Raw genomic sequence first — 22,032 nt, 5'->3', positions numbered from 1 at the left:
TGCGCTGTGGCGCCCAAACCGCAACCGGAGCAGGCGGCCGGAGACCACGCCGACCGGCCGCTCGCCGCCGCCGAGGCCCAGCGCCGCGCTGCCGCCGGCGAACCTGCCCTGGACGCCAAGCAAGGGGACGAGCAACTGCCGAACGTGAACATGACGCCCCAGATGATGTACCAGCTCATGAATGCCGAGCTGGCCTTCAAGAAGGGCGACTGGCAGGGCCCCTACCTTACGCTGATGAGCCTGGCACAGCAGACCAGGGATCCGCGCCTGGCCAAGCGCGCCGCCGAGATGGCGCTGTCGGCCAAGCAAGCCGACGACGCCCTCGCCGCAGTGAAGCTGTGGCGCCAGTACGCGCCCAACTCCGACGAGGCCAACCAGTACTATCTGGGGCTGGTAGTCCTGTCCGACAACCTCGCCGAAGCAGAAAGTGCGTTGAAACAGCGCCTGGCCGAGGCGCCCCCGGGTGCGCGCGGCCTGGTGATGTTCCAGGCGCAGCAGCTGATGATGCGCGCCAAGGACAAGGAAGCCGCCATCGCCATGCTCGAGCGCCTGGTGGCGCCCTACGGCAACATGATGGAATCACACGTGGTGCTGGCCCAGTCCGCCCTGGCGCGCGGCGCCAAAGACGACGCCCTGCGCGAAGCCCGCACCGCGCTGCAGATCAAGCCCGATTCCGAGATCGCCATCCTGACCCTGGCCCAGGTGACGGAAGGCGACGAGGCCTCCGCCAAGGTGCTGGCCGACTTCCTGCAAGCCCATCCGGACGCGAAGGAAGTGCGCACGGCGTATGCCCGCATGCTGGTCAACGCCAAGCAGTACGAGGCGGCGCGCCGCGAATTCCTGGTGCTCGACAAGGCCCAGCCGGACAATCCGGGCAACCTGTACGCGCTCGGCATCCTGTCGATGCAGACCAACGACAACAAGACCGCCGAGCAGTATTTCACGCGCTTCGTCGAGGTCATGGAAAAGGCGCCGGAAGAGGAGCGCGACCCGTCCAAGGCCGTGCTGATCCTGTCCCAGCTGGCCGAGGAACGCGGCGACATCCCCGCCGCGCTAGCCTGGCTCGACCGCCTCGACACGCCCGACCCGAAAATCCAGTTCGGCGCCGACCTGCGCCGCGCCCAGCTGACTGCCAAGCAGGGCGACCTGGCCGGCGCCCGCAAGCTGCTGGGCACGCTCAAGCCCGAGGACCCGGCCGAGCAGGCCCAGGTGGTGCTGATCGACGCCCAGCTGCTGCGCGACGCCGGCAAGAACCAGGAAGCCTACAAGCTGATGGAGCAGGGCCTGAAGCGCTTCCCGGACAATATGGATTTCCTGTACGACTTCGCGCTGATGGCCGAAAAGATGGGCAAGACCGACGTGATGGAAAAATCGCTGCGCCAGGTGATCGCCAAGGCGCCGGAAAACCATCAGGCCTACAATGCCCTCGGCTATTCGCTGGCGGACCGCAACGTGCGCCTGAAGGAAGCCTACCAATTGATCGACAAGGCCCAGAAGATGGCGCCGACCGATCCTTTCATCATGGACAGCATGGGCTGGGTGCAATACCGCCTGGGCAAGCTGGACGAAGCGGAGACCCAGCTGCGCAAGGCCTATCAACTGCGCAGCGATCCGGAGATCGCCGTCCACCTGGGCGAAGTGCTGTGGAAGAAGGGCCAGCACGACGATGCCCGCAAGCTGTGGCGCGAAGCGCGGGCCAAGGATCCGAAGAATGATGCGTTGAAGAGCACGCTGAACCGCTTGCGGGCGTCGCTTTGAAGGAATCTTTCATAAAATAGCTTTTTTTGAAATAAATTTAATCGTCGCGCCCGCGAATAATCGTCATCCCCGCGAAGGCGGGGACCCAAGTTTGCTGACCAATGCCACTTCACCGTTCACTTCCACTAGCGCTCGCCGCAGCCGCCATCCTGTCCCTTTCCGGCTGCGCCACCTCCACCGCCAACCTGTCCACCGCTTCGGTCGGCGCCTACCGCGACACGATCGACCTGACGGGCAGCCTGTCGGTGAGTTACCTGAAGCAGGACGGCCAGCAGGACCACCTCACCGGCCGTTACACCTGGACCCAGCGTCCGGGCCGCATCGACGTGTCGCTGAATTCGCCGGTCTCGACCGTTGCCGAGATCAGCGTCACGCCGGAGTCCGCCACGCTGACCCAGGCCAACCGCGAGCCGCGCACGGCGAAGGACATCGACGCGCTCACCCAGCAGGCGCTCGGCTGGCCCTTGCCGGTGGCCGGCCTGCGCGACTGGCTGCAGGGCTATGCCACCGACGCACAGGGCAAGCGTTTCGCAGCCTCTCCCGCCAACAACAACGTGTTCACGCGCGATGGGTGGCGCCTGCGTTTCGTGGACTGGCAGGCCGGCGTCAATGGCGCGCCGATGCCGAAAACCATCAACGCCGAACGCAGCGCGACCGCCACCAGCGGCGAGCTGTCGCTTCGCATTTCGATCTCCCCGGCAAGCTGAGATGGCCCTGACTTCGCTCCACGGCTGTCCGGCGCCGGCCAAGCTCAACCTGTTCCTGCACGTCATCGGCCGCCGCCCGGACGGCTACCACCTGCTGCAATCGGTGTTCCAGCTGATCGACCACGCCGACACGCTCGACTTCGACCTGCGATCCGACGGCAACATCGTCCGCGTGAACGACGTGCCCGGCGTGCCGGAAGAGCAGGACCTGATCGTGCGCGCCCTGCGGGCACTGCAGGCGGAATACCAGCGCCGCCATGGCAGGCTGCCGCCGGGCATCGACGTGCGCATCGACAAGTGTTTGCCGATGGGCGGCGGGCTGGGCGGCGGCTCGTCCGATGCCGCCACCGCGCTGATGGCCGCGAACTACCTGTGGCAGGCTGGCCTGGCGGATGCCGAGCTGATGGCGATCGGCTTGCCGCTGGGCGCCGACATCCCGTTCTTCCTGTTCGGCGAGACCGCCTTCGCCGAAGGAGTAGGGGAGGCGCTGCAGGCAGTGCCGGGCCCGGATTGCTGGTACGTGGTGATCGAGCCGGGCGTTTCGGTGCCGACTGCGGCAATTTTCACGGCGCCCGATTTGACAAGAGACACGAATGCCGTCAGAATAGCGGACTTCCTAGGGCACTTGGCCGGATCGAAAGGTTCGATTGAGTTCGGGAGAAATGATTTGCAGGACGTGGCAGCCCGCCTGTTCCCGCCGGTAGCCGAGGCGGTCGAATGGTTGAGCGGTCATGGAGCGGCCAGGATGACTGGTTCCGGAGCGTGTGTGTTCAGCGCGTTTTCCAGCGAGCAAGAAGCAGAGCAGGTACTGATGCAGGTGCCGGCGAAGTGGAAAGCATGGAAAGCAAGGTCGCTAACGAAACATCCGATGAAATCGCTCTTGCAAATCAACGAGTTGTAGAATAAAATTTTGCCTGTCGACGCAACGGCGACATAGTCGAAGCGACGATAAGCAAGCAGTACAAGTTTCAGTGTAGGGGAATCGCCAAGCTGGTTAAGGCACCGGATTTTGATTCCGGCATACCAAGGTTCGAATCCTTGTTCCCCTGCCAAAGTTTTTGCCTGAGCTGTTGATGCAATGCTCCAGCAGGCACGAAGTGGAGCCGCCGCGAGCGGCCCATTTTTTTTGTAGTCCAAACGTTAATCTTCTTGCATTAACGGCTTTTCAGTTCTTTCAACGCTCTAACTCTTCTGGGACTCCCCATGGCTTACGAAAACCTGATGGTTTTTACTGGCAATGCCAATCCGGCGCTAGCAGAAGGGGTCGCAAAAAGCCTCGGCATTCCTCTCGGTAAGGCCGTGGTCTCGAAGTTCTCCGACGGCGAAGTCATGGTCGAAATTAACGAGAACGTTCGTGGCAAGGACGTCTTCGTTCTGCAATCGACCTGCGCTCCCACCAACGACAGCCTCATGGAAATCATGCTGATGGTCGACGCTCTCAAGCGCGCATCGGCAGGCCGCATTACCGCGGCGATTCCCTACTTCGGCTATGCCCGCCAGGACCGCCGCCCGCGTTCCGCCCGCGTGGCAATCTCGGCCAAGGTCGTCGCCAACATGCTGGAAGAAGCCGGCGTGGAACGTGTGCTGATCATGGATCTGCACGCCGACCAGATCCAGGGCTTCTTCGATATCCCGGTCGACAACATCTACGCATCGCCGATCCTGCTGGGCGACCTGCAGAAGCGCAACTACGACGACCTGCTGGTCGTGTCGCCGGACGTCGGCGGCGTGGTGCGCGCCCGTGCGCTGGCCAAGCGCCTCGGCTGCGACCTGGCGATCATCGACAAGCGCCGCCCGAAGGCGAACGTGTCGGAAGTCATGAACATCATCGGTGAAGTCGAAGGCCGCAACTGCGTGATCATGGACGACATGGTCGACACCGCGGGCACCCTGACCAAGGCCGCTGAAGTCCTGAAAGAGCGTGGCGCGAAGAAAGTCGTCGCTTACTGCACGCACCCGGTCCTGTCCGGCCCGGCGATCGATCGCATCGCGAACTCGCCGCTGGACGAACTGGTCGTCACCGACACGATCCCGCTGAGCCCGGCCGCCCAGGCTTGCGGCAAGATCCGCCAGCTGACCTGCGCACCGCTGCTGGCCGAAACCTTCAAGCGTATCGTGAAGGGTGATTCGGTTATCTCGCTGTTCGTCGATTAAGATAAAAAACGTGGGCACGGGGTGCCCACCCTACATCGAACGGTAGGGTGGGCACCCGTGCCCACGTCCATGCAAGTCATACAGAATTTCTTGGGTGCGTAATGCGCTCATTTCTCGGAAGCCCCTGGTCGCGGGGGCATCCACAACCGGGCACCCGGGCCGGCCAAGCCGGCATTCGAGCCCATACAACTTGGAGTAACACCATGAAAGTCGTCGCATTCAAACGCGAACTGCAGGGGACCGGAGCGAGCCGCCGCCTGCGCAACGCTGGCCAGACCCCTGGCATCATCTACGGTGGCACCGCTGCCCCGGAACTGATCGCCGTCGATGGCAACGCGCTGTTCCACGCGCTCAAGAAAGAAGCTTTCCACGGTTCCGTGCTGGATCTGGAACTGGACGGCAAGACCCAGCAAGTCCTGCTGCGTGACTTCCAGATGCACGCATACAAGCAACTGGTCCTGCACGTGGACTTCCAGCGCGTCGACGCTTCGCAGCCGATCCACGCCAAGGTCGCCCTGCACTTCATCAACGCCGACGTCTCGCCGGCAGTCAAGCTGAGCGGCGCCATCGTGTCGCACGTGCTGAACGAGCTGGACGTGTCCTGCCTGCCGGGCAAGCTGCCGGAATTCATCACCGTCGACCTGAGCAAGCTGGAAGCCGGTCAATCGGTGCACGTGTCCGACCTGACCCTGCCGGAAGGCGTGTCCGTGGTCGCCCACGGCAAGGACCAGACCGTCGCCACCTCGTCGATCCCGCGCGGTGCTGCCACGGCCGAAGCCGCTGCTGAATAATCCGCTGCTGAGTAATCGGCTTGCCAACCGCTCTTTCGGGAGCGGTTCGATGAAAAACCCGCTCGACTCGCGTCCGGCGGGTTTTTTGTTTTGTTCAGACTTGTTTATTCAGCCATTCGCGGTTTTCCGCGATAATCGAGTTTTACGCGAACTAGACCGTTCTATGCACATCCGCCTGATCGTCGGCCTCGGCAACCCCGGCCCGGAATACGAACAAACCCGCCACAACGCCGGCTTCTGGCTGGTCGACAACCTCGCCAATACCTTGCCGGGCTGCCATCTGCAGCGCGAGACGCGTTTCAATGCCATGGTCGCCAAGACATCGATCTCGGGCAAGGACGTCTGGCTGCTGGAACCGCTGACCTTCATGAACCGCTCTGGCCAGTCGGTGGGCGCGCTGGCGCGCTTCTTCAAGATCGCGCCGGAAGAGATCCTAGTCGTGCACGACGAACTCGACCTGCCGCCCGGCGCGGCCAAGCTCAAGCGCGGCGGCTCCTCCGGCGGCCACAACGGCCTGAAGGACATCACGTCGAGCCTCGGCACCCAGGATTACTGGCGCCTGCGCCTCGGCATCGGCCACCCGCGCACCCTCAACCTGCAGCAAGGCGTGGCCGACTTCGTGCTGCACCGCCCGCGCCGCGAAGAGCAGACCCTGATCGAAGAGGCGATCGACAAGGCGCTGCGCATCATTCCGATGGTGTGCGAAGGCAAGCTGAGCCAGGCCACGACGCAGCTGCATACGGATTGACGTAGGGTGGGCACAATGTGCCCACGCGTAAGCAGGCAATATGCAGGCGTCACGCGTGGGCACGTTGTGCCCACCCTACAAAATCAGGCCGCGCGCCAGTGCCTTGAGCGTCGCCGCCGGCCGCGAGCCGGCATTCAGCTTCTGGAAGATATTGTCGACGTGGGTCCGCACGCTGGCCGGGCTGATCTTCATGGCGCGCGCCGCTTCGCGGCTGGTTTCTCCCAGGCTGATATGGCGCAGCACCTCGATCTCGCGGGCGGACAGCAGCTCGTCGCGCACCTGATTCGTCCGGCCCGGCTTTGGCGCCATCGCGCGCGCGGCGTCGAGGACGGCGGCCACCGCCTGGCGGTCGAAGCGTCCCGCGCCGGCCTGCGCGACCAGCAGGGTCCCGGCCGCCGCTTCGCCATGGGCCGGGCGCCAGGGCCGCGGCGAACACATCGCCGTGTAGGCCGCGGCCACCGCCAGCACCCGTTCCTGCATCCCGATCGCGTCACCGCGCGCCTTGCGGAAGTAACCGCTGCCGTCCAGGCGTTCATACACGAACGAGGCCAGCGTCGCGTCCTGCGCGATGGCAGGCACCTGGGCGCCGGCGCGCGCAGTCCAGAACGGCACCTTTCTTACCTGGTCCCAGTCGAGGACGTCCAGTTTGCCGGGGCGTTCCCACACGGCGTTCGGCACCGCCACCCGTCCGATCCCGTGCAGCAGGGCGGCCCGCACCAGCGGCTTTTCCTCGAGCGCGATCAGGCCCGCCGGGACCGCGCTGCGCCGGGCCAGTTCCGCCACGCGGCGCGAGTAGCCGGCCAGCCAGGGCAGCTTCAGTTCGATCACGTCGGCCACGATGGTCAGCGCGACGGGGCGGTCGTGCCCTGCGTAGTCGGCGGCGCAGGACGGCTCGTCCAGCGCGGCCAGCCAGTCCCGGGCGTGGGGCAGGAGGCGCTGCACCAGGGTTGCCGGGTATTTCACGCCAGCGCGTTCGCCGATCAGCTGCAGGGCGCCGTCGGTGCCATGGGCCGGCGCCAGCACTTCGAGGTCGCCGGCCAGGCGCACGTAGAACACGGCGCGCGGAATGTTCGGCGCGAACAGCGCATCCTGCATGTCGCCACGGTGATGGCTGCCGAACAGGTGGCGCAGGGCTTCTTCGACATCGTTCGAGAGGCCCAGCAGCGCGGCGATGTCGCCCGCCACCTCGCACTGCATCTCGGCCAGCGGCAGCACGTTGGGCAGGGTCAGCCGGGGATTGCCGGACAGGGTGCGCGTCACCATCGCGTGTCGGCCGAGGACGTCGTCGCCCAGCAGGCTGGCAAAGCCGGCCGCCGTCGCCGTGCTGCCCGACCAGCGCAGCAGCCCGACCAGGCGGGTGCTGGTGCAGGCGTCCGCGGCGTCGCCGTTTTCTTCCGCCAGGCGTGCGGCCAGCCGCGCCGTCCGGATCGAATGATCGGGCGGCAGGCCCATGCTCAGGTCGCCGACCATGGCCAGCACCTGCACGGCATCTTCCACGCTGATGGTTTCGTCGAGTTGCATGGCCATAATGTAACGGCCAACAGGAAGGTGAACAAGGAGCACGATACGGATGGCGAAAAAGCCCGGCCGTTAACGCAAAAAGCCCGCCGGAAAGCGGGCTTGGTCGAGGACCGCGGTGATGCGGAAGGGTGCCCATGCTATCTGCGTGGTGCAGCCCTCCGTTCAGGCGGCCGATCGGAGCGGCGGATCAGATCGCGCGGATATTGCTGGCTTTTTCGCCCTTCGGGCTGGACGAGCGCTCGAACGACACGCGCTGGTTCTCGGACAGGCTCTTGAAGCCTTCCGACTGGATGTCCTGGAAGTGCGCGAACAGGTCGCTGCCGCCTGCGTCAGGAGCGATGAAGCCGAAGCCTTTGGAGTCGTTGAACCATTTGACGGTGCCGGTTTGAGTAGTCATGGATGTATTCCTGTAATGTTTGATGTGGGCGAACATGCCCGGGGACGCACATGCGACCAAGAGATGTGACCGAAGGGAATCAAACAGGAATGCCACGAGGGCTAGACGGGAAAGAGACCGACAATGACGACGACTTGATGTAGTGCCCGATTCAATATACAGGTCGGTCGCGGGTTCACCTAATCATTTCGGATTTATTTTGTATAGTAGGCCGCACTCCCACGATTCACGCAACGTGACGGTTCAGCATGAAACTGACGATCAGGCACTATCACCCGGCCGACCGCGAGGCCGTTCTGGCCGCGTTCCGTACCAACGTCCCCGAGTATTTCCCGGCCTCGGAAGAAGCCTGGCTGCGCTCCTGCCTGGATGAGCCGGACGGCCCCCTGTTCGTCGTCGAAGAAGGCGACGGCATCGTCGGATTCGGCGGCTACGAAATTTCCGAGTTCTACAACCTGGGCACCCTGGTGTTCGGCCTGGTCCGCGCCGACCGCCACGGCGCCGGCATCGGCCGGGCCCTGCTGCATTACCGCCTGCTGCACATGGCGGCGCTGGCACTGCGGCCGCGCTACGTCACCGTCGACACGCATCCGCACACGGCCGGCTTCTTCCAGCGCTGCGGCTTCGAGGAAATCGCGCGCTGGCCGGGCGGTTACCGCTCCGGGCGCGACCGGGTCGATTTGCGCTTCGAACTCACCGATGCCGCGGTGGAGACGCTGCGTGCCGCCGGCTGACCCCGCGCGCTCAACGCATCGTGATCGCGACGCGGCTGCGCAAGTCGTGCGCGACCCGTTCCAGCGCCGGCCGCATGGCGCGGACCTCGGCCGGGGTGCAGGTCGGGCGCCCGTTGCGGAAGGTCAGGCGCCGTTTGACGAGCACCGTATTGCCTTGCCGTTCGTAGGCGGCGCGGTAAAACACGCCGCCCCGCGTCACGCTGACCGGCGCCGGCAGCGCCAGGATCTTCACCTGCCGCGGCAACTGGTAGCGGGTCTCGTCCATGGCGTCGATCGCCGGGCAGGAGACAGCCCGGCTGCCGCTGCTCTCCCATGGCATGCCGGCCACCGCATCGGCGACGGTGCTCAGGTAAGGCTGGCTGGTCGGCAGCGCACGCGATCCCGGCAGGGCGACGACATGCGCGCCGACGCCGGACAGCGACATCCGGAATGCATCCTCGCCCACGTCCAGGGTCCTGGGGGCCAGCGCATCGCGGCCTTGCGGCGACAGGCCCGGCAGCATGCGCCGCACGAACCGTTCCCGCAGCGCCGGCGGGGCATCGCGCACCGCCTTGCGGAAAGGCTCGGCGAGGGCGCCGGCATAGGTCCGGTCCAGCGTGATCGAGCCATTGCCGTCGCGCCGGATCTCGACCGTCGTCTTCATGCTGACGCTCTGCGGCTGCGTCATGGGCGTCATCGCAAAGCCGCCGCTCGCCAGCAGCACCGGCTTGCCGAGCAGGGATGGCGGCAGGTAGCCGGCCGCAATGGTTTCCGCGGTCGGATCGAGGTAAAGGCCGAGGCCGGGCAGGTAGACGAGCATGTGCTCGAAGGCGGCGGGCATGGCGACCTCCGGCAAGGTATCGATGTCGCCGCGCCGCACGAGGGCCGCGGTGCTGTCGATGCCGCTCTCCGCCAGCAGCGCCCGCAGCAGCACGACGATTTCCTCGCTGTTGCCGCTGCGCTGCGCCAGCACGGCCGCCGCCGGCCGCGGCGCGGGACCGTCGAAACGCACGCGTGCGGCGACGTGGCGGATGTGGGTGCGGACCCAGTCCGCCAGCGCCAGCGCGCGCGCGCGCGGATCCGCGCGCCCGGCCGCGAGTTCGCGCGCGAGCGCCCCCAGCGCCGGCGAGGGGGCGGCCTTGCCCTCCAGGCGCTGGCGGACGGCCGCGGCGAGTTCCGGATAGCCGGCATAGGCCAGCTCCAGGCCCGCGCCGGCAGCGCGTGCCCACGCGTGCAAGCAGGTGAACAGGTATAGCAGGCAAATCAACTTTCGATAAGGCATGGGGACTCCGCAAAGACGGCTCGGCCAGCAACCCAGCCATGTTACGAAGCCGGGCGCGCCGGCCTTTGTGCGCACGCAAGCGGGCGGATGCGTGCCCGAACCCCTGCCGGCGCGGGCCCGCGCTTCCTGCGATAATTCCTCGATGAGCGCACTTACTTTCCACGCCGGGCCGCTGGCCCTGGCCCAGATCCGCGCGCATGGATTGCGCGCCCAGGACATTGCTGTCGTGCCCGCCGCCGCGGGCGGTCCGAAGGGACTGGTCTTCCGCTCGCTCGACCAGTGGGTGTTCGGCGAATGGTTCCCGTCCGCGCCGCGCGAGCGCGCCCTGATCGGCTCCTCGATCGGCGCCTGGCGCATGGCCGCGGCCTGCCAGCGCGACCCCGTAAAAGCCTTCGAACGCCTCGGCGAGCTGTACAGCGGGCAGCGCTACACCAGTACCAAACCGTCGCAGGAACAGATCGACGAGGTGGTGCAGGGCCTGCTGGGCGAGTTCGTGCGCGGCCACGAAGACGACATCGTCAACCACCCGCAGCACCGCCTGCACCTGCTGACCGTGCGCGGCAAGCGGCTTCTCTCCGCGCCCGGGCACCGGTATGCGGAGATGAAGGGCTTCGCCGCGGCCGCCCTGCACAACCTGGCTTCGCGCGACCGCCTGGCCCGCTTGATGGACCGCGTGGTGATCGGCGACGTGCGCAGCGCCGCACCCTGGCTGCGCGAGAAGTTCGACAGCTTTTCGACCCATTTCGCGCCCCTCACGCGCGAGAACCTGGCGTCCGGCCTGCTGGCGTCCGGGACGCTGCCGATGCTGATGAAGCCAGTGCGCGACATCGCCGGCGCGCCGCCGGGCCATTACTGGGACGGCGGCATCATCGATTACAACCTGGCGCTGCCCTATGCACGGATTGCGGAGCGGGACCAGGCCCAGCTCGTGCTGTACCCGCACTTTAGCGAGCACATCGTGCCGGGCTGGCTGGACAAGGCGCTGCCGTGGCGCCGCGCCGCGCGTGGCCCGAACCGCGGCTGGCTGGACAATGTGCTGATCGTCGCGCCCAGCCCTGAATTCCTTGGTAAGCTTCCGCGCGGAAAATTGATCGATCGCAGCGACTTCAAGTATTACGGGCTGAACCACGATGCGCGCATCCTGGCCTGGAAGCAGGCGATGGACGAGGGGGAACGGCTGCGCGACGCGTTCGCGGCGTTTGCGAACAAGCCCGATTTGTCGCGGATTCGTCCGCTTTAATGAGGCATTTGCGGTCTTCGGGGCCCAGCAGGGGTACAATATGCGGTTTCGTAAATTCGACCCTGAAAGCTTCCCATGAGTCTCAAATGCGGCATCGTCGGCCTGCCCAACGTCGGCAAGTCCACCCTGTTCAACGCCCTGACCAAGGCCGGCATCCCGGCTGAAAACTATCCGTTCTGCACCATCGAGCCGAACGTCGGCGTGGTCGAGGTGCCGGATCCGCGCATCGACCAGCTGGCGGCCATCGTCAAGCCGGAGCGCATCGTCAAGGCCATCGTCGAATTCGTCGACATCGCGGGCCTGGTGGCCGGCGCATCGAAAGGCGAGGGCCTGGGCAACCAGTTCCTGTCGCACATCCGCGAGACCGACGCCATCGTCAACGTCGTGCGCTGCTTCGAAGACCCGAACGTGATCCACGTGGCGGGCAAGGTCAGCCCGATCGACGACATCGAAGTGATCCAGACCGAGCTGGCGCTGGCCGACATGGGCACCGCCGAGAAAGTCCTGCACCGCGAGCAGAAGAAGGCGCGCGCCGGCGACAAGGAAGCGATCAAGCTGTGCGCAATCATCGAAAAGATGCTGCCGCACCTGAACGAAGGCCAGCCGGTCCGCACCCTGGGCCTGGACGCCGACCAGCTCGAACTGATCAAGCCGATGTGCCTGATCACGGCGAAGCCGGCGATGTTCGTCGCCAACGTCTCGGAAAGCGGCTTCAAGGACAACCCGCTGCTGGACCAGCTGACCGAGTTCGCGAACAAGCAGAACGCCCCGATCGTCGCCATCTCGGCCGCCATCGAATCGGAAATCGCCAACCTGGACGATGAAGACAAGAAAGCCTTCCTGGACGACATGGGCATGGAAGAGCCGGGCCTGGACCGCCTGATCCGCGCCGCCTTCAAGCTGCTGGGCCTGCAAACCTACTTCACCGCCGGCGTGAAGGAAGTGCGCGCCTGGACCGTGCCGATCGGCGCCACCGCCCCGCAGGCGGCCGGCGTGATCCACACCGACTTCGAACGCGGCTTCATCCGCGCCCAGACCATCTCGTTCGACGACTACATCGCCTACAAGGGCGAGGCGGGCGCGAAGGAGGCGGGCAAGATGCGCGCCGAGGGCAAGGAATACATCGTCAAGGATGGGGATGTGTTGAACTTCCTGTTCAACGTCTGATCGACGATTGAAACGACAACGGCCCGCATCGACGCGGGCCGTTTTTCATTGCTACCTGCCCAGGTTCTCCCCAAGGAACCTCTCGACCCGCGACCAGAAATCCACCGTGGTCCGCAAGTAACGCCAGCCATGCCCTTCTTCCGGGTACTCGATCCACTCGACATGCGGGTTGGTGCGCCTGACCGCCTCGTAGAACTTCTTCCCGTGATCGATCGGCACCGTGCGGTCCTTGCCGCCATAGGCCAGCAGCAGCGGCTGCGTGATCTTCGACGCGTTCTCCAGCGGCGAGTTCGCCTTCAGCATGGCCGCGTCCTCCTTCTGGTCGCCGATCAGCGTCGGCAGGCCATAGGTCTTGGCGTCCTGCGAAGTGTTGGTGTAACGCAGGTCGTACAGCAGGTTGATGTCGGTCACGCCCACCCAGTCGACGCCGCAGCGGAACAGTTCCGGGTTGCGGATCAGGCCCATGAGCGTCGCGTAGCCGCCATAGCTGGCGCCGGCGATGCAGATGCGCTTGCCGTCGGCAACCCCCTTGTCGATCGCCCAGCGCGTCGCGTCCGCCACGTCGTCCTGCATCGCCTGGCCCCATTGCTTCCAGCCGGCCTTGAAGTGCTCGTCGCCGAAACCGCGGCTGCCCCGGAATTCGGGCTGCAGGACCGCGTAGCCGCGCGAGGCCAGGAACTGCACTTGCGGGTTCCAGCCGAAATGCACGCCGCGCACCCACGGGCCACCGTGCACCAGCACCACCATCGGCAGGTTCTTGCGCTCGCCCTTGGGCAAGGTGAGATAGGCCGGGATCTCGCGGCCGTCGCGCGCCTTGACGCGCACGAAGGAGGTGTCGGCCATCTTCAGCGGATGAATGCCGGGCATGCTCGTCCCCAGCGGGGTCAGCTTGCCGGTGCTGCGGTGGTAGAGCTGCCAGAAGCCCGGCTCGGTATCCGAATACGAGTGCACCACGACGGCATCGGACACCGCGTCGCTGGCCACCTGCAGTTCGTTGATCGTCGACGGCAGCAGGGTGTCGATGCGTTGCTGTACCTGCTTCATGCCTTCGTCGACCCAGGTCGTGATGAACTCGCTGGTTTCGTAGCGCACGCCGAGCAGGTTTTCGTGGTCGGGCGCGAGGATCAGCGACCCGCTGAAATCGAAGTTCTTCAGCCCGACGACCGGTTCCGGATCCAGCTTGCCGGTGTTGACGTCCATGCGGTACAGGCCGGCGGTGTTGCGGCCGTGGTGGCTCCTCACGTACAACTGCCCCGAGCGCGTCACCATGGCGGGAGAGACGCTGTCGGGCGACTCCAGGGTATAGGCACCCAGCTCGCGCCACTTCCCGCTCGATGGATCGTTGTACAGCAGGTGGGTGACGCCGTCCTGGCGCCGGGTGGCAACGCGCGGCGTTCCGCCGGCGTCGATCACCACGCGGCTGATGCCCTCCGGCGCATCGACGCGCACCAGGTTGCCGGTCTCGGTATTCAGGCGGAACAGCGCATAGCCTTCGAAATCTTCGTCAAAGACGTTATTGCGGGTCACATACACGTCGCCCGATTGCGCGTCGTGCACCGTGCTCAGGAAGTAGGTATTCGGCGGCAGGGACTCGCGGCGCGTGCTGGCGCCCCACTCGTGCGCAACCAGGTGCCTGTACTTGCTGCCGTCGATATCGATGGCATGCAGGCCCGGCCCGCGGGCGCGCTCGCGCTCGTCGGCATCGTCGCGGTACGCCGAGAACACGAGGCGATGGTTGTTGACCCAGTGGACGTCGAAGACCTCCATCTCCTTCACGCCCGCCAGGATGCGCACCGGGCCGCCGGCGGCAGGCATGTTCGCCAGCACGATATGGCCTTCCGGTCCGCGCAGCAGCAGGGCGAGATGCTTGCCGTCGGGAGAAAGCGTGGCGCCGGAAAACTGGGGTGGCGTAAAGAAGGCGTGGACGGGGAGTTGCGCGGACGAAGCAGCCGGCGCGTCGGCAGCGGCCGCGCCGGCGGCGCTCAGGGCCAGGCACGCGCCGGCCAGCAGGATATGTTTGAGCATGAATCGCTGTTGAACTGTCGTGGAAGACAATCCATCATCATACTTGCCAAATGGCAAAAAATTCTATCGAACAATAACCAATCGACCGTTTCTGGCGTCCGGACTCAAGCCTGCGCTTCCACCCAGTTCACGATCCCTTTCACGCTGCGGAAATCCGCCACCGAGCGGCAGGCGATGCCCGGATGCCGCTCGCGCAGCATGCGCGTCAGGGCGTTGCCGGGACCGAGCTCCAGGGCGACGTCGATGCGCGCCTCGAGGATCGCGTCCAGGCAATCGGTCCAGCGGATGGTCGTGGTGGTCTGCCGGGCCAGCAGTTCGGCCGCCTGCGCGCCATCGGGCACGGTGGCCGCGCTCACGCCCGCCAGCAAGGGGAGCGATGGCGTGGCGGCATGGGCTTGCAGCAGGGTGCGCAGCGGATCGACCGCCGCGGCCAGCAGGCTGGTATGCGACGCGACCGTGATCGGCAAGGGTTTATAGCCGGCGCCGGCCCGTAGCGCCAATTCCTCCAGCCGGTCGAGCCGGGCGCGCAGGCCGCCGGCGATCAGGGCGCCGGGCGTGTCGATGGCCGCTTCGCAGCCGGCTTGCGCGACGAGGTCGCGGGCAATCTGCGGCGCGACGCCGGACACCGCCGCCATGCCCTGTTCGCCGCCGCTCGACGCCGCTTCGCTCATGATCGCGGCGCGCTGCGCGGCAAGGGCGACGGCCCGGTCCAGCGGCAGGGCGCCGGCGACCGCATACGCGCTGACTTCGCCGACGCTGTAGCCGGCGACCAGGGCCGGTCGCGGCAGGCGCGCGGCCAGCATGGTCCAGGCCATCAGGGTCGAAGCGACCACCAGCGGCTGCGCGCTGCGGTTGTCGAACATGGCCGAGGGGTGGGACAGCAGTTCACGCAGCGGGGTCTGCGACACCGGCCCGTCCGCGCCGCGCAGCCAGGCCTCGGCGCGGGCCAGCGCGGCAGGATCGCCGGCGGCCAGGTCGAACATGCCCGGTCCTTGCGCGCCTTGTCCGGGACAGAGGATGGCGAGGCGCATGATTAAAGGGGCCCCGTTTCGGCGGACAGCGCGTGGACGAAGCAGGTCGCGGCCAGCAGATCGGCCGCGCCGCCGGGCGACAGGCGGTGCGCGACGAAGCGGCGATGGGCCGCCACGGCGTCTTCCTCCCACCCGGCCGCGGCGGTGCCGCCGCGTTCCAGGAAGGCCAATGAAGTCGCGCGCACGATGCGCGCACCTTCCGCGCCGCCGCGATGGTAGACGTTGGTGTCGGACAGTTCGGCCATCAGCGTGAACAGGGTGTCGATGCGGGCGCAGCGCAGGCCGCGCCCCGCCGCCAGCGTGCGGCGCAGGGTCGGCAGGGCCAGTTCGAAGACGGCGGGGAAGCCCGCCGCCGCCTGCTCGCGCGCGCCCGGGGCCGCGTGCCGCGCGCGCACCGCGGCGCCGTTCGACGCCGCCGGGCCGCGGTGGGCGGACAGCGCTTCGCCCCAGCACGCCACCAAGGTCGCGCGCAGCCGGCCGGGCTGCCAGCCGCCTGCGCCATCGAGCGCTGCGCGCCCGGCCGCCGCGCACAGCATCCCCAAGGAAAAGATAGCGCCGCGGTGCGTGTTGATGCCGCCGGTCGCCCCCAGCATGCGCCGCTCGGCGTCGACGCCGAGCAGGCGCAGGGCCTCGAACCCGCTGTCCTGCGCGCCGGCCAGGGCGATGTCGAGGAAGTAGCGGCGCAGCGAGAACAGGCTGCGCACGAAGGTCGAGGCATCCATGTCGTCGTGGCTGCCGGTGTCGACCAGCGACACCAGGCCGGGTTTCGGATACAGCGCCAGTTCCTGGTACAGGCTGCGCACCGCATGGCGCGCGACGGCGGCGCCGGCCGCGGCGCTGTCGACGGCGGCATGGCCGCGATCGAGGAGGCAAGCCTCAGCCATGGCCGCCTCCACGCGTGCCGAACTGCCCGAGCAGCTCGTCGTGCCGCATCAGGGCCACCGTGTCGAGGTGCTTGGCCAGCACGCGGTCGGCACCAGCCCGCGCCTGCCCGACCACGGCCCGCCACTCTTTCCAGGACACGGCATGCCCGGACGGGAATTCGATCTCGCCGTCCAGCGGCAGGCTTTGCGCGTGGCGCGCCACCAGCGCCAGGCCGGCGTCGAGCTGGGCGGCATTCGCGGGACGCAGCAGGAGATCGATGTCGGAATCGGTGCCGAGATAGCGGTCGCCGGTCAGGGTCTGCATGGCGAGGGAGCCGAACACCCGGCAGTCCACGCCCGCGGCGCGCAGCCCGATGCGCAGGCTGGCCAGGCCCGGCTGCCAGGCGGCCGGCGCGTCGGCCTCGTCCAGCGCGAGCGCCGGGCGCACGGTGGCGACGTGGCCGCGCTCGGCGGCAAAGCCGAGCCGCACCTTCTGGCCGCTGTGCGGGTCGGGCGGGGCAGGGATGCCCAGGCAAAGCATGCCGGGCGCCGTACCCGGCTCGAACCTGCGCACCACGGCCGGCAGGCCGCGCGTGCGCCAGTCCTCGGCCAGGCCAAGGCGTGCGCCTTCCAGGCCGCGCGACGCCATGTCCCAGCCTTGCGGCGTCAGCCAGACCAGGTCATGCCGCCTGTACATCGGACCCCGTGCGGACGGCCTGCGCCACCCGGAAGGACAGCTTGCGGCCGCCCCGTTCGAGGCCGAGTTCGGCCCGGCGGTCTTCCGGTCCGGCCTGGGCGATGGCCTGCTCCAGCGCGGCCGCCAGCCCGCCGTGCCAGATATCGGCCACGCCGCCCATGCGCCGGTAGTTTTCGGCGCCGGGAGCGAACACCGGGTTGTCCTGGGCCAGCTGTTCCAGCCTTTCGAGCGGCACCTTGGTGATGCGCGCCATCGCCGGCAGGCCCATCACGCGGATGGTGGCGTCGGGCAAGGCATAGCAGGCGTCGGCGATCAGGCCGCTGGTGATGAAACCGCCCGACAGCGCCTGGTCGTACACCAGCCCGACGATGCGGTGGCCTTGCCGGCGCGCCAGCTCGACGCACTTGCCGAGATGGGCCATGTAGCTGTTAATGCCCAGCATTTCGTCGCGGCGGCGCAGGCGCTGGCCTTCGGTATCGACCATGATCACGATCGGCCGGCCCGGGTGCTGCCTGACCGTGTCGAGGATCGCGGTGGCCTGCGCCAGCGCGATCTCGACGCCGATCGGCGTGTGCCCGGTGGTGCCGATCACGGTCACGGTCTGGCCGCCCACCTGCGCTTCGCCGCTCAGGAAGTTGTTGCGCTCGGCGATGCGGTGGCCCTGCGGGAACAGGGCGTCCGCCACATTCTGCCAGTTCATGATGCTGCTCCTTCACGGTGGCGCTCGGCCAGTTCGCGGAATGCGTCGGTTTCCAGCAGCGGGACCGAATGCGGATCCTCGACGCCGAGTGCTTCCCAGATCTCCAGCGGATCTTCCAGTTCGCCGAAGCGTTCGAGGCGGCTGCCCAGCATGCGCTGCTCGGCTTCCAGCGCCTCCAGCGTCAGTCCGGTGCCGCTGCCGCGCGCCGCATCGGCCAGCTGCAGCGCGGCGTCGCGGAAGCTGCGGATATCGTCGGCCACGATGGCCTGGGCATCGCCGAGCAGGTAGCGGTGCTTGCCGCCGGTGACGCGCCACACCAGGGCGCGGTCGCGCGCGTCGAATTCTTCCACGCCGCCGGCGGTCTCGATGACTTCCGGCCCGGACATCGCCAGCCGGCTTTCTTCGGAGATCACGACGCCGTTGGTGCAGCGCGCCACGATGCCCATGCCGCCGAAGCAGCCGTTGGCGCCCCCCACCAGCGCGATCACCGGGATGCCGGCGGCGCGGGTGTCGAGCACGGCGCGCATCACTTCCGACACGGCGATCAGGCCGGCATTCGCTTCGTGCAGGCGCACGCCGCCGGTTTCCAGCAGCAGCAGCACGGCGTCGGCACGCTCGTCGACCGCGCGGCGCAGCATGCCGACCAGCTTGGCGCCATGGACTTCGCCGACGGCGCCGCCCATGAACGCGCCCTCCTGGGCGGCGATGAAGACCTTGCGTCCTTCGATGGTGCCGCGGCCGACCGCGACGCCGTCGTCGAACGAGACCGGGGCGTCGAGCTGGGGCAGGTGCGGGCTGGTGATGCGCATCTGCGGCGGCAGGAACTCTTCGAAGCTGCCTTCGTCGAGCATGGCGACGATGCGCTGGCGCGCGGTGGCTTCCTGGTAGCTGCTCATGAAGCTTCTCCACTGATCGAGCCGGTGATCGATTCGGCGGCCTGGTCGAGCCGCAGGCTGACCACCGCCGGGGTCGCGCCCATGTCGTTGATGGACACGTGCACGTCGGCCAGCTGCCAGCGCTGGTGGAAGTCGCGCACCACCGCTTCCCAGATCGGGCCGAAGCCGTGCGCGGCGGTGCTGATCTCGACCGCGCAGGCGCCGCTCAATGGACGCTGCTCGATCAGGATCTCCAGATTGCCCGAGCCGACCACGCCGACCAGGCGCGCGCCGTCGATCCGGCGCTGGCCGCCGCTGAAGTTGAATCGTAGGGTTTCCATGGTTACCAGTTCCTGAACTGTTTGGGCGGTTTGTACAGGCCATGCGATGCCCGCACCAGGTCCTTCATGTTCCTGGCCGCGAGCAGGTCGCGCGTGGCGAGCCGCTTGTCGATGCCGAGATCTTCGGGACGGCGGATGATGCCGCGGTCGCGCAGGTTTTCCACCATGCGCGCGTCGCGCGCCAGGCCCACCGGGGTATAGCCGGCCACGCCGCGGATCGCCTGCTCGCGCTCTTCGTCGGTGCGGCACAGCAGCAGGTTGGCGATGCCTTCCTCGGTCAGGATGTGGCTGACGTCGTCGCCGTAGATCATCACTGGCGGGATCGCCATCTTCGCCTGCTCGGCCAGCTGCCAGGCGTCGAGGCGTTCGACGAAGGCCGGCTGCATGTGCTCGCGGAAGGTCTCGACCATCTGCACCACCAGCTTGCGGCCGCGCGGGATGGCCGGGGTGCCTTGGCGCGCCTGTTCGCCGGCCTTCAGCCAGGCCGGGCTGGCGTGGCGCCGGCCGCGCGCGTCCGCGCCCATGTTGGGGGCGCCGCCGAAGCCGGAGATGCGGCCCAGCGTCGCGGTGGACGAGTTGCCCTGCAGGTCGATCTGCAGGGTCGAGCCGATGAACATGTCGCAGGCATAGTGGCCGGCCATCTGGCTGTAGGCGCGGTTGCTGCGCATGCTGCCGTCCGGGCCCGTGAAGAACACGTCGGAGCGGGCGCGTACATAGTCTTCCATGCCGAGTTCGGAGCCGAACGAGTGCACGTTCTCGACGAAGCCGGCCTCGATCGCGGGAATCAGGGCCGGGTGCGGATTCAGCGCCCAGTTGCGGCCGATCTTGCCCTTCAGGCCGAGCGAGGCGGCGTAGGTCGGCAGCAGCAGTTCGATGGCGGCGGTGTCGAAGCCGATGCCGTGGTTCAGGCGCTCGACCTGGTACTCGGCGTAGATGCCCTTGATGGCCATCATCGCCATCAGCACCTGGATCTCCGAGATCAGGGCCGGGTCGCGCGTGAACAGCGGTTCGATGTAGTGCGGGGTCGGCGCCGCCACCGCGAAGTCGACCCAGTCGGCCGGGATGTCGATGCGCGGCAGCTCGTCGACGATCTCGTTGACCTGGGCGATCACGATGCCGCTCTTGAAGGCGGTGGCTTCGACGATCACCGGGGTGTCTTCGGTGTTCGGGCCGGTGTACAGGTTGCCGTGGCGGTCCGCGGCCTGGGCCGCGACCAGGGCCACCTGCGGCGTCAGGTCGATGAAGTAGCGGCCGAACAGTTCCAGGTAGGTATGGATCGCGCCGATGTTGATCTTGCCGCTCGAGACCAGCCGGGCCAGCCGGCCGGCCTGCGGGCCGGAGAACGAGAAGTCCAGCTTTTCCGCGATGCCCTTGTCGAACACGTCGAGGTGTTCGGGCAGGGCCAGCACCGACTGCAGCATGTGCAGGCCGTTGACCCGCCCCGCGTCGAGCGAGGCCAGGGTCCTGGCCAGGAAGTCGGCCTGCTTCTGGTTGTTACCTTCGAGGCAGACCCGGTCGCCGCACTCGAGCACCTGGTGCAGGAGTTCCTGCGCCAGGCTCGTGTCGACGATCTTGCCTTGCAGGCCGCCGCCGAGCGCCTGGCGCGCCCGCGCCAGGCGCTGCTCGCGGTTGGTGCGCCGGCGGTCCCAGCTTCGTTCGTTCGCGGCCATCTAGCGTCCTCCCATGATCATGTCCGGCAGGCCGGTCGCGATCTGCGGGAACACGCACAGCAGGATCACCGCCACGAACATCAGCACGACGAAGGGCATCACGCCCCAGATCACGTCGGACAGCGGGATGTCGGGAGCGATGTTCTTGATGACGAAGATGTTCAGTCCCACCGGCGGGTGGATCAGGCCCATCTCCATCACGATCGTCATCACCACGCCGAACCAGATCAGGTCGAAGCCGGCTTCGCGCAGCGGCGGCAGGATGATCGGGGCGGTCATCAGGATGATCGACACCGGCGGCAGGAAGAAGCCGAACACGATCACCATCAGCAGGATCACCGACAGCAGCACCCATTTCGACAGGTGCAGCCCCACCACCCACTGCGCCGCCGACTGGCTGATGTGCAGGTAGCTCATCACGTAGGAGTAGAGCAAAGACATGCCGATGATCATCAGGAGCATGGTCGACTCCTTGATCGTCGAGCTCAGGATCGGACCGATCTCTTTCGGACGCCAGATGCCGTACACCACGGCCATCAGCACGATCGCCAGCAGCGCGCCCAGGCCGGCGGTTTCCGACGGCGTGGCATAGCCGCCGTACAGCGCGATCATCACGCCGGTCAGCAGGACCAGGAAGGGCAGCACGCGCGGCAGCATCTCGACCTTCTCCGCCAGCGTGTAGGTATGGGCATCCAGGTAGGCGGATTTCTCGCCGCCGCGCTGGTAGGCTTCATGGGCCAGGCGGTATTCCTTGCGCGCCCGGTGCACGGCATAGCCGGCGAACAGCAGCACCAGCATCAGGCCGGGGCCGATACCGGCCAGGAACAGGCGGCCCAGCGACTGCTCGGCGGCCACCGCGTACAGGATCATCGTGATCGACGGCGGCAGCAGGATGCCGAGGGTGCCGCCGGCGGCGATGATGCCGGCCGCGAAGCCCGGCGAGTAGCCGCGCTTGCGCATCTCGGGGATGCCGGCCGAGCCGATCGCCGAGCAGGTGGCAGGCGAAGAACCGGCCATGGCGGCGAACAGCGCGCAGGCGAACACGTTGGCGATGCCGAGGCCGCCCGGCACCTTGTTGAGCCAGGCGTGGATGGCCGAGTACAGGTCGCGGCCCGCCGGCGACTTGCCGATGGCCGCGCCCTTCATGATGAACAGCGGGATCGACAGCAGCGTGATCGAGGCCATCTCTTCGTACACGTTCTGGGTGATCGTGTCGAGCGAGGAGGCCGGCATGAAGAAGTACATGAACACGGTGGCGACCGCGCCCAGCGCGAAGGCGATCGGCATGCCCGAAAACATGACGACGAGCGTAGCGACGGCGTAGCCGACGCCGAGGGAAAGTGCGCTCATGG

21 protein-coding genes and 1 tRNA gene are annotated in these 22,032 nt (G+C 67.1%); 10 read left to right on the top strand and 12 right to left on the bottom strand.

Annotation, left to right across the window (positions count from 1 at the left end):
• Positions 1-6: 6 nt before the first annotated feature.
• The 7 genes from AC3A6M_RS12865 (at position 7) to pth (ending at position 6,158) form a co-directional block, all read left to right on the top strand.
• The gene (locus AC3A6M_RS12865; RefSeq protein WP_487853119.1) at positions 7-1,758 is read left to right on the top strand and encodes a tetratricopeptide repeat protein; all 1,752 of its coding nucleotides are present in this window, start codon (positions 7-9) and stop codon (positions 1,756-1,758) included.
• Positions 1,759-1,859: 101 nt separating this feature from the next.
• Positions 1,860-2,465, top strand: a complete 606-nt coding sequence (locus tag AC3A6M_RS12860; RefSeq protein WP_487853118.1) for an outer membrane lipoprotein LolB — start codon at positions 1,860-1,862, stop codon at positions 2,463-2,465.
• A 1-nt stretch (position 2,466) separates the two neighbouring features.
• On the top strand, positions 2,467-3,366 hold the full coding sequence (gene ispE, locus AC3A6M_RS12855; protein WP_487853117.1) for a 4-(cytidine 5'-diphospho)-2-C-methyl-D-erythritol kinase: 900 nt from the start codon (positions 2,467-2,469) through the stop codon (positions 3,364-3,366).
• A 74-nt stretch (positions 3,367-3,440) separates the two neighbouring features.
• Positions 3,441-3,517: transfer RNA gene (locus AC3A6M_RS12850), tRNA-Gln, on the top strand.
• A gap of 151 nt (positions 3,518-3,668) precedes the next feature.
• Positions 3,669-4,619 (top strand): ribose-phosphate pyrophosphokinase, encoded by a 951-nt coding sequence (locus AC3A6M_RS12845; RefSeq protein ID WP_487853116.1) that lies wholly within the window; start codon positions 3,669-3,671, stop codon positions 4,617-4,619.
• A 203-nt stretch (positions 4,620-4,822) separates the two neighbouring features.
• Complete coding sequence (locus tag AC3A6M_RS12840; RefSeq protein WP_487853115.1) at positions 4,823-5,410, top strand: 50S ribosomal protein L25/general stress protein Ctc; 588 nt, start codon at positions 4,823-4,825, stop codon at positions 5,408-5,410.
• 163 nt (positions 5,411-5,573) lie between these two features.
• Positions 5,574-6,158, top strand: coding sequence for an aminoacyl-tRNA hydrolase (gene pth, locus AC3A6M_RS12835; RefSeq protein ID WP_487853114.1), 585 nt, complete (start codon positions 5,574-5,576; stop codon positions 6,156-6,158).
• A 75-nt stretch (positions 6,159-6,233) separates the two neighbouring features.
• Here the strand turns inward: pth and AC3A6M_RS12830 are convergent, their stop codons facing one another.
• Together AC3A6M_RS12830 and AC3A6M_RS12825 are read right to left on the bottom strand one after the other, a co-directional pair.
• Positions 6,234-7,679, bottom strand: coding sequence for an HD domain-containing phosphohydrolase (locus tag AC3A6M_RS12830; RefSeq protein ID WP_487853113.1), 1,446 nt, complete (start codon positions 7,677-7,679; stop codon positions 6,234-6,236).
• Positions 7,680-7,866: 187 nt separating this feature from the next.
• The gene (locus AC3A6M_RS12825; RefSeq protein ID WP_487853112.1) at positions 7,867-8,076 is read right to left on the bottom strand and encodes a cold-shock protein; all 210 of its coding nucleotides are present in this window, start codon (positions 8,074-8,076) and stop codon (positions 7,867-7,869) included.
• A 248-nt stretch (positions 8,077-8,324) separates the two neighbouring features.
• Between AC3A6M_RS12825 and AC3A6M_RS12820 the strand changes: the two genes are divergently transcribed.
• Positions 8,325-8,810 (top strand): GNAT family N-acetyltransferase, encoded by a 486-nt coding sequence (locus AC3A6M_RS12820; protein WP_487853111.1) that lies wholly within the window; start codon positions 8,325-8,327, stop codon positions 8,808-8,810.
• A gap of 10 nt (positions 8,811-8,820) precedes the next feature.
• On the opposite strand, the gene AC3A6M_RS12815 is transcribed toward AC3A6M_RS12820, so the two are convergent.
• Positions 8,821-10,071, bottom strand: a complete 1,251-nt coding sequence (locus AC3A6M_RS12815) for a transglutaminase-like domain-containing protein (RefSeq protein WP_487853110.1) — start codon at positions 10,069-10,071, stop codon at positions 8,821-8,823.
• Between the two features lie 142 nt (positions 10,072-10,213).
• Between AC3A6M_RS12815 and AC3A6M_RS12810 the strand changes: the two genes are divergently transcribed.
• The gene (locus tag AC3A6M_RS12810) at positions 10,214-11,311 is read left to right on the top strand and encodes a patatin-like phospholipase family protein (RefSeq protein WP_487853109.1); all 1,098 of its coding nucleotides are present in this window, start codon (positions 10,214-10,216) and stop codon (positions 11,309-11,311) included.
• A gap of 75 nt (positions 11,312-11,386) precedes the next feature.
• The gene (gene ychF, locus AC3A6M_RS12805) at positions 11,387-12,478 is read left to right on the top strand and encodes a redox-regulated ATPase YchF (protein ID WP_487853108.1); all 1,092 of its coding nucleotides are present in this window, start codon (positions 11,387-11,389) and stop codon (positions 12,476-12,478) included.
• A 51-nt stretch (positions 12,479-12,529) separates the two neighbouring features.
• On the opposite strand, the gene AC3A6M_RS12800 is transcribed toward ychF, so the two are convergent.
• The 9 genes from AC3A6M_RS12800 to AC3A6M_RS12760 form a co-directional block, all read right to left on the bottom strand.
• The gene (locus tag AC3A6M_RS12800; protein ID WP_487853107.1) at positions 12,530-14,503 is read right to left on the bottom strand and encodes a S9 family peptidase; all 1,974 of its coding nucleotides are present in this window, start codon (positions 14,501-14,503) and stop codon (positions 12,530-12,532) included.
• A gap of 104 nt (positions 14,504-14,607) precedes the next feature.
• Complete coding sequence (locus AC3A6M_RS12795; protein ID WP_487853106.1) at positions 14,608-15,534, bottom strand: ACP S-malonyltransferase; 927 nt, start codon at positions 15,532-15,534, stop codon at positions 14,608-14,610.
• A 2-nt stretch (positions 15,535-15,536) separates the two neighbouring features.
• Positions 15,537-16,418, bottom strand: coding sequence for a triphosphoribosyl-dephospho-CoA synthase MdcB (mdcB, locus tag AC3A6M_RS12790; RefSeq protein ID WP_487853105.1), 882 nt, complete (start codon positions 16,416-16,418; stop codon positions 15,537-15,539).
• The gene (gene mdcG, locus AC3A6M_RS12785) at positions 16,411-17,094 is read right to left on the bottom strand and encodes a malonate decarboxylase holo-[acyl-carrier-protein] synthase (RefSeq protein WP_487853104.1); all 684 of its coding nucleotides are present in this window, start codon (positions 17,092-17,094) and stop codon (positions 16,411-16,413) included. The genes mdcB and mdcG overlap by 8 nt, the downstream gene beginning before the upstream one ends.
• A complete protein-coding gene (mdcE, locus tag AC3A6M_RS12780) occupies positions 17,078-17,794 on the bottom strand; it encodes a biotin-independent malonate decarboxylase subunit gamma (RefSeq protein WP_487853103.1) in 717 nt (238 codons plus the stop codon). The genes mdcG and mdcE overlap by 17 nt, the downstream gene beginning before the upstream one ends.
• On the bottom strand, positions 17,791-18,690 hold the full coding sequence (locus AC3A6M_RS12775) for a biotin-independent malonate decarboxylase subunit beta (RefSeq protein WP_487853102.1): 900 nt from the start codon (positions 18,688-18,690) through the stop codon (positions 17,791-17,793). Before AC3A6M_RS12775 ends, mdcE begins: the two co-directional genes overlap by 4 nt.
• Positions 18,687-19,010: a malonate decarboxylase acyl carrier protein gene (gene mdcC / locus AC3A6M_RS12770; RefSeq protein ID WP_487853101.1), complete on the bottom strand. Its 324-nt coding sequence runs from the start codon at positions 19,008-19,010 to the stop codon at positions 18,687-18,689. The genes AC3A6M_RS12775 and mdcC overlap by 4 nt, the downstream gene beginning before the upstream one ends.
• 2 nt (positions 19,011-19,012) lie before the next feature.
• Positions 19,013-20,680, bottom strand: coding sequence for a malonate decarboxylase subunit alpha (gene mdcA, locus AC3A6M_RS12765; RefSeq protein WP_487853100.1), 1,668 nt, complete (start codon positions 20,678-20,680; stop codon positions 19,013-19,015).
• Entirely contained in the window at positions 20,681-22,030 is a 1,350-nt protein-coding gene (locus AC3A6M_RS12760; RefSeq protein ID WP_487853099.1) for a TRAP transporter large permease, read from the bottom strand.
• Between the last annotated feature and the right edge of the window lie 2 nt (positions 22,031-22,032).

The sequence above is a fragment of the Telluria sp. Soil_C_11 genome (assembly GCF_057657395.1).
This window is presented reverse-complemented; position numbering and strand designations above follow the sequence as displayed.

Coding starts and splice junctions, on each gene's coding strand:
- AC3A6M_RS12860 (WP_487853118.1), top strand. CDS start 1,860: ATGCCACTTCACCGTTCACTTCCACTAGCGCTCGCCGCAGCCGCCATC.
- ispE (WP_487853117.1), top strand. CDS start 2,467: ATGGCCCTGACTTCGCTCCACGGCTGTCCGGCGCCGGCCAAGCTCAAC.
- AC3A6M_RS12845 (WP_487853116.1), top strand. CDS start 3,669: ATGGCTTACGAAAACCTGATGGTTTTTACTGGCAATGCCAATCCGGCG.
- AC3A6M_RS12840 (WP_487853115.1), top strand. CDS start 4,823: ATGAAAGTCGTCGCATTCAAACGCGAACTGCAGGGGACCGGAGCGAGC.
- pth (WP_487853114.1), top strand. CDS start 5,574: ATGCACATCCGCCTGATCGTCGGCCTCGGCAACCCCGGCCCGGAATAC.
- AC3A6M_RS12830 (WP_487853113.1), bottom strand. CDS start 7,679: ATGCAACTCGACGAAACCATCAGCGTGGAAGATGCCGTGCAGGTGCTG.
- AC3A6M_RS12825 (WP_487853112.1), bottom strand. CDS start 8,076: ATGACTACTCAAACCGGCACCGTCAAATGGTTCAACGACTCCAAAGGC.
- AC3A6M_RS12820 (WP_487853111.1), top strand. CDS start 8,325: ATGAAACTGACGATCAGGCACTATCACCCGGCCGACCGCGAGGCCGTT.
- AC3A6M_RS12815 (WP_487853110.1), bottom strand. CDS start 10,071: ATGCCTTATCGAAAGTTGATTTGCCTGCTATACCTGTTCACCTGCTTG.
- AC3A6M_RS12810 (WP_487853109.1), top strand. CDS start 10,214: ATGAGCGCACTTACTTTCCACGCCGGGCCGCTGGCCCTGGCCCAGATC.
- ychF (WP_487853108.1), top strand. CDS start 11,387: ATGAGTCTCAAATGCGGCATCGTCGGCCTGCCCAACGTCGGCAAGTCC.
- AC3A6M_RS12800 (WP_487853107.1), bottom strand. CDS start 14,503: ATGCTCAAACATATCCTGCTGGCCGGCGCGTGCCTGGCCCTGAGCGCC.
- AC3A6M_RS12795 (WP_487853106.1), bottom strand. CDS start 15,534: ATGCGCCTCGCCATCCTCTGTCCCGGACAAGGCGCGCAAGGACCGGGC.
- mdcB (WP_487853105.1), bottom strand. CDS start 16,418: ATGGCTGAGGCTTGCCTCCTCGATCGCGGCCATGCCGCCGTCGACAGC.
- mdcG (WP_487853104.1), bottom strand. CDS start 17,094: ATGTACAGGCGGCATGACCTGGTCTGGCTGACGCCGCAAGGCTGGGAC.
- mdcE (WP_487853103.1), bottom strand. CDS start 17,794: ATGAACTGGCAGAATGTGGCGGACGCCCTGTTCCCGCAGGGCCACCGC.
- AC3A6M_RS12775 (WP_487853102.1), bottom strand. CDS start 18,690: ATGAGCAGCTACCAGGAAGCCACCGCGCGCCAGCGCATCGTCGCCATG.
- mdcC (WP_487853101.1), bottom strand. CDS start 19,010: ATGGAAACCCTACGATTCAACTTCAGCGGCGGCCAGCGCCGGATCGAC.
- mdcA (WP_487853100.1), bottom strand. CDS start 20,680: ATGGCCGCGAACGAACGAAGCTGGGACCGCCGGCGCACCAACCGCGAG.
- AC3A6M_RS12760 (WP_487853099.1), bottom strand. CDS start 22,030: ATGAGCGCACTTTCCCTCGGCGTCGGCTACGCCGTCGCTACGCTCGTC.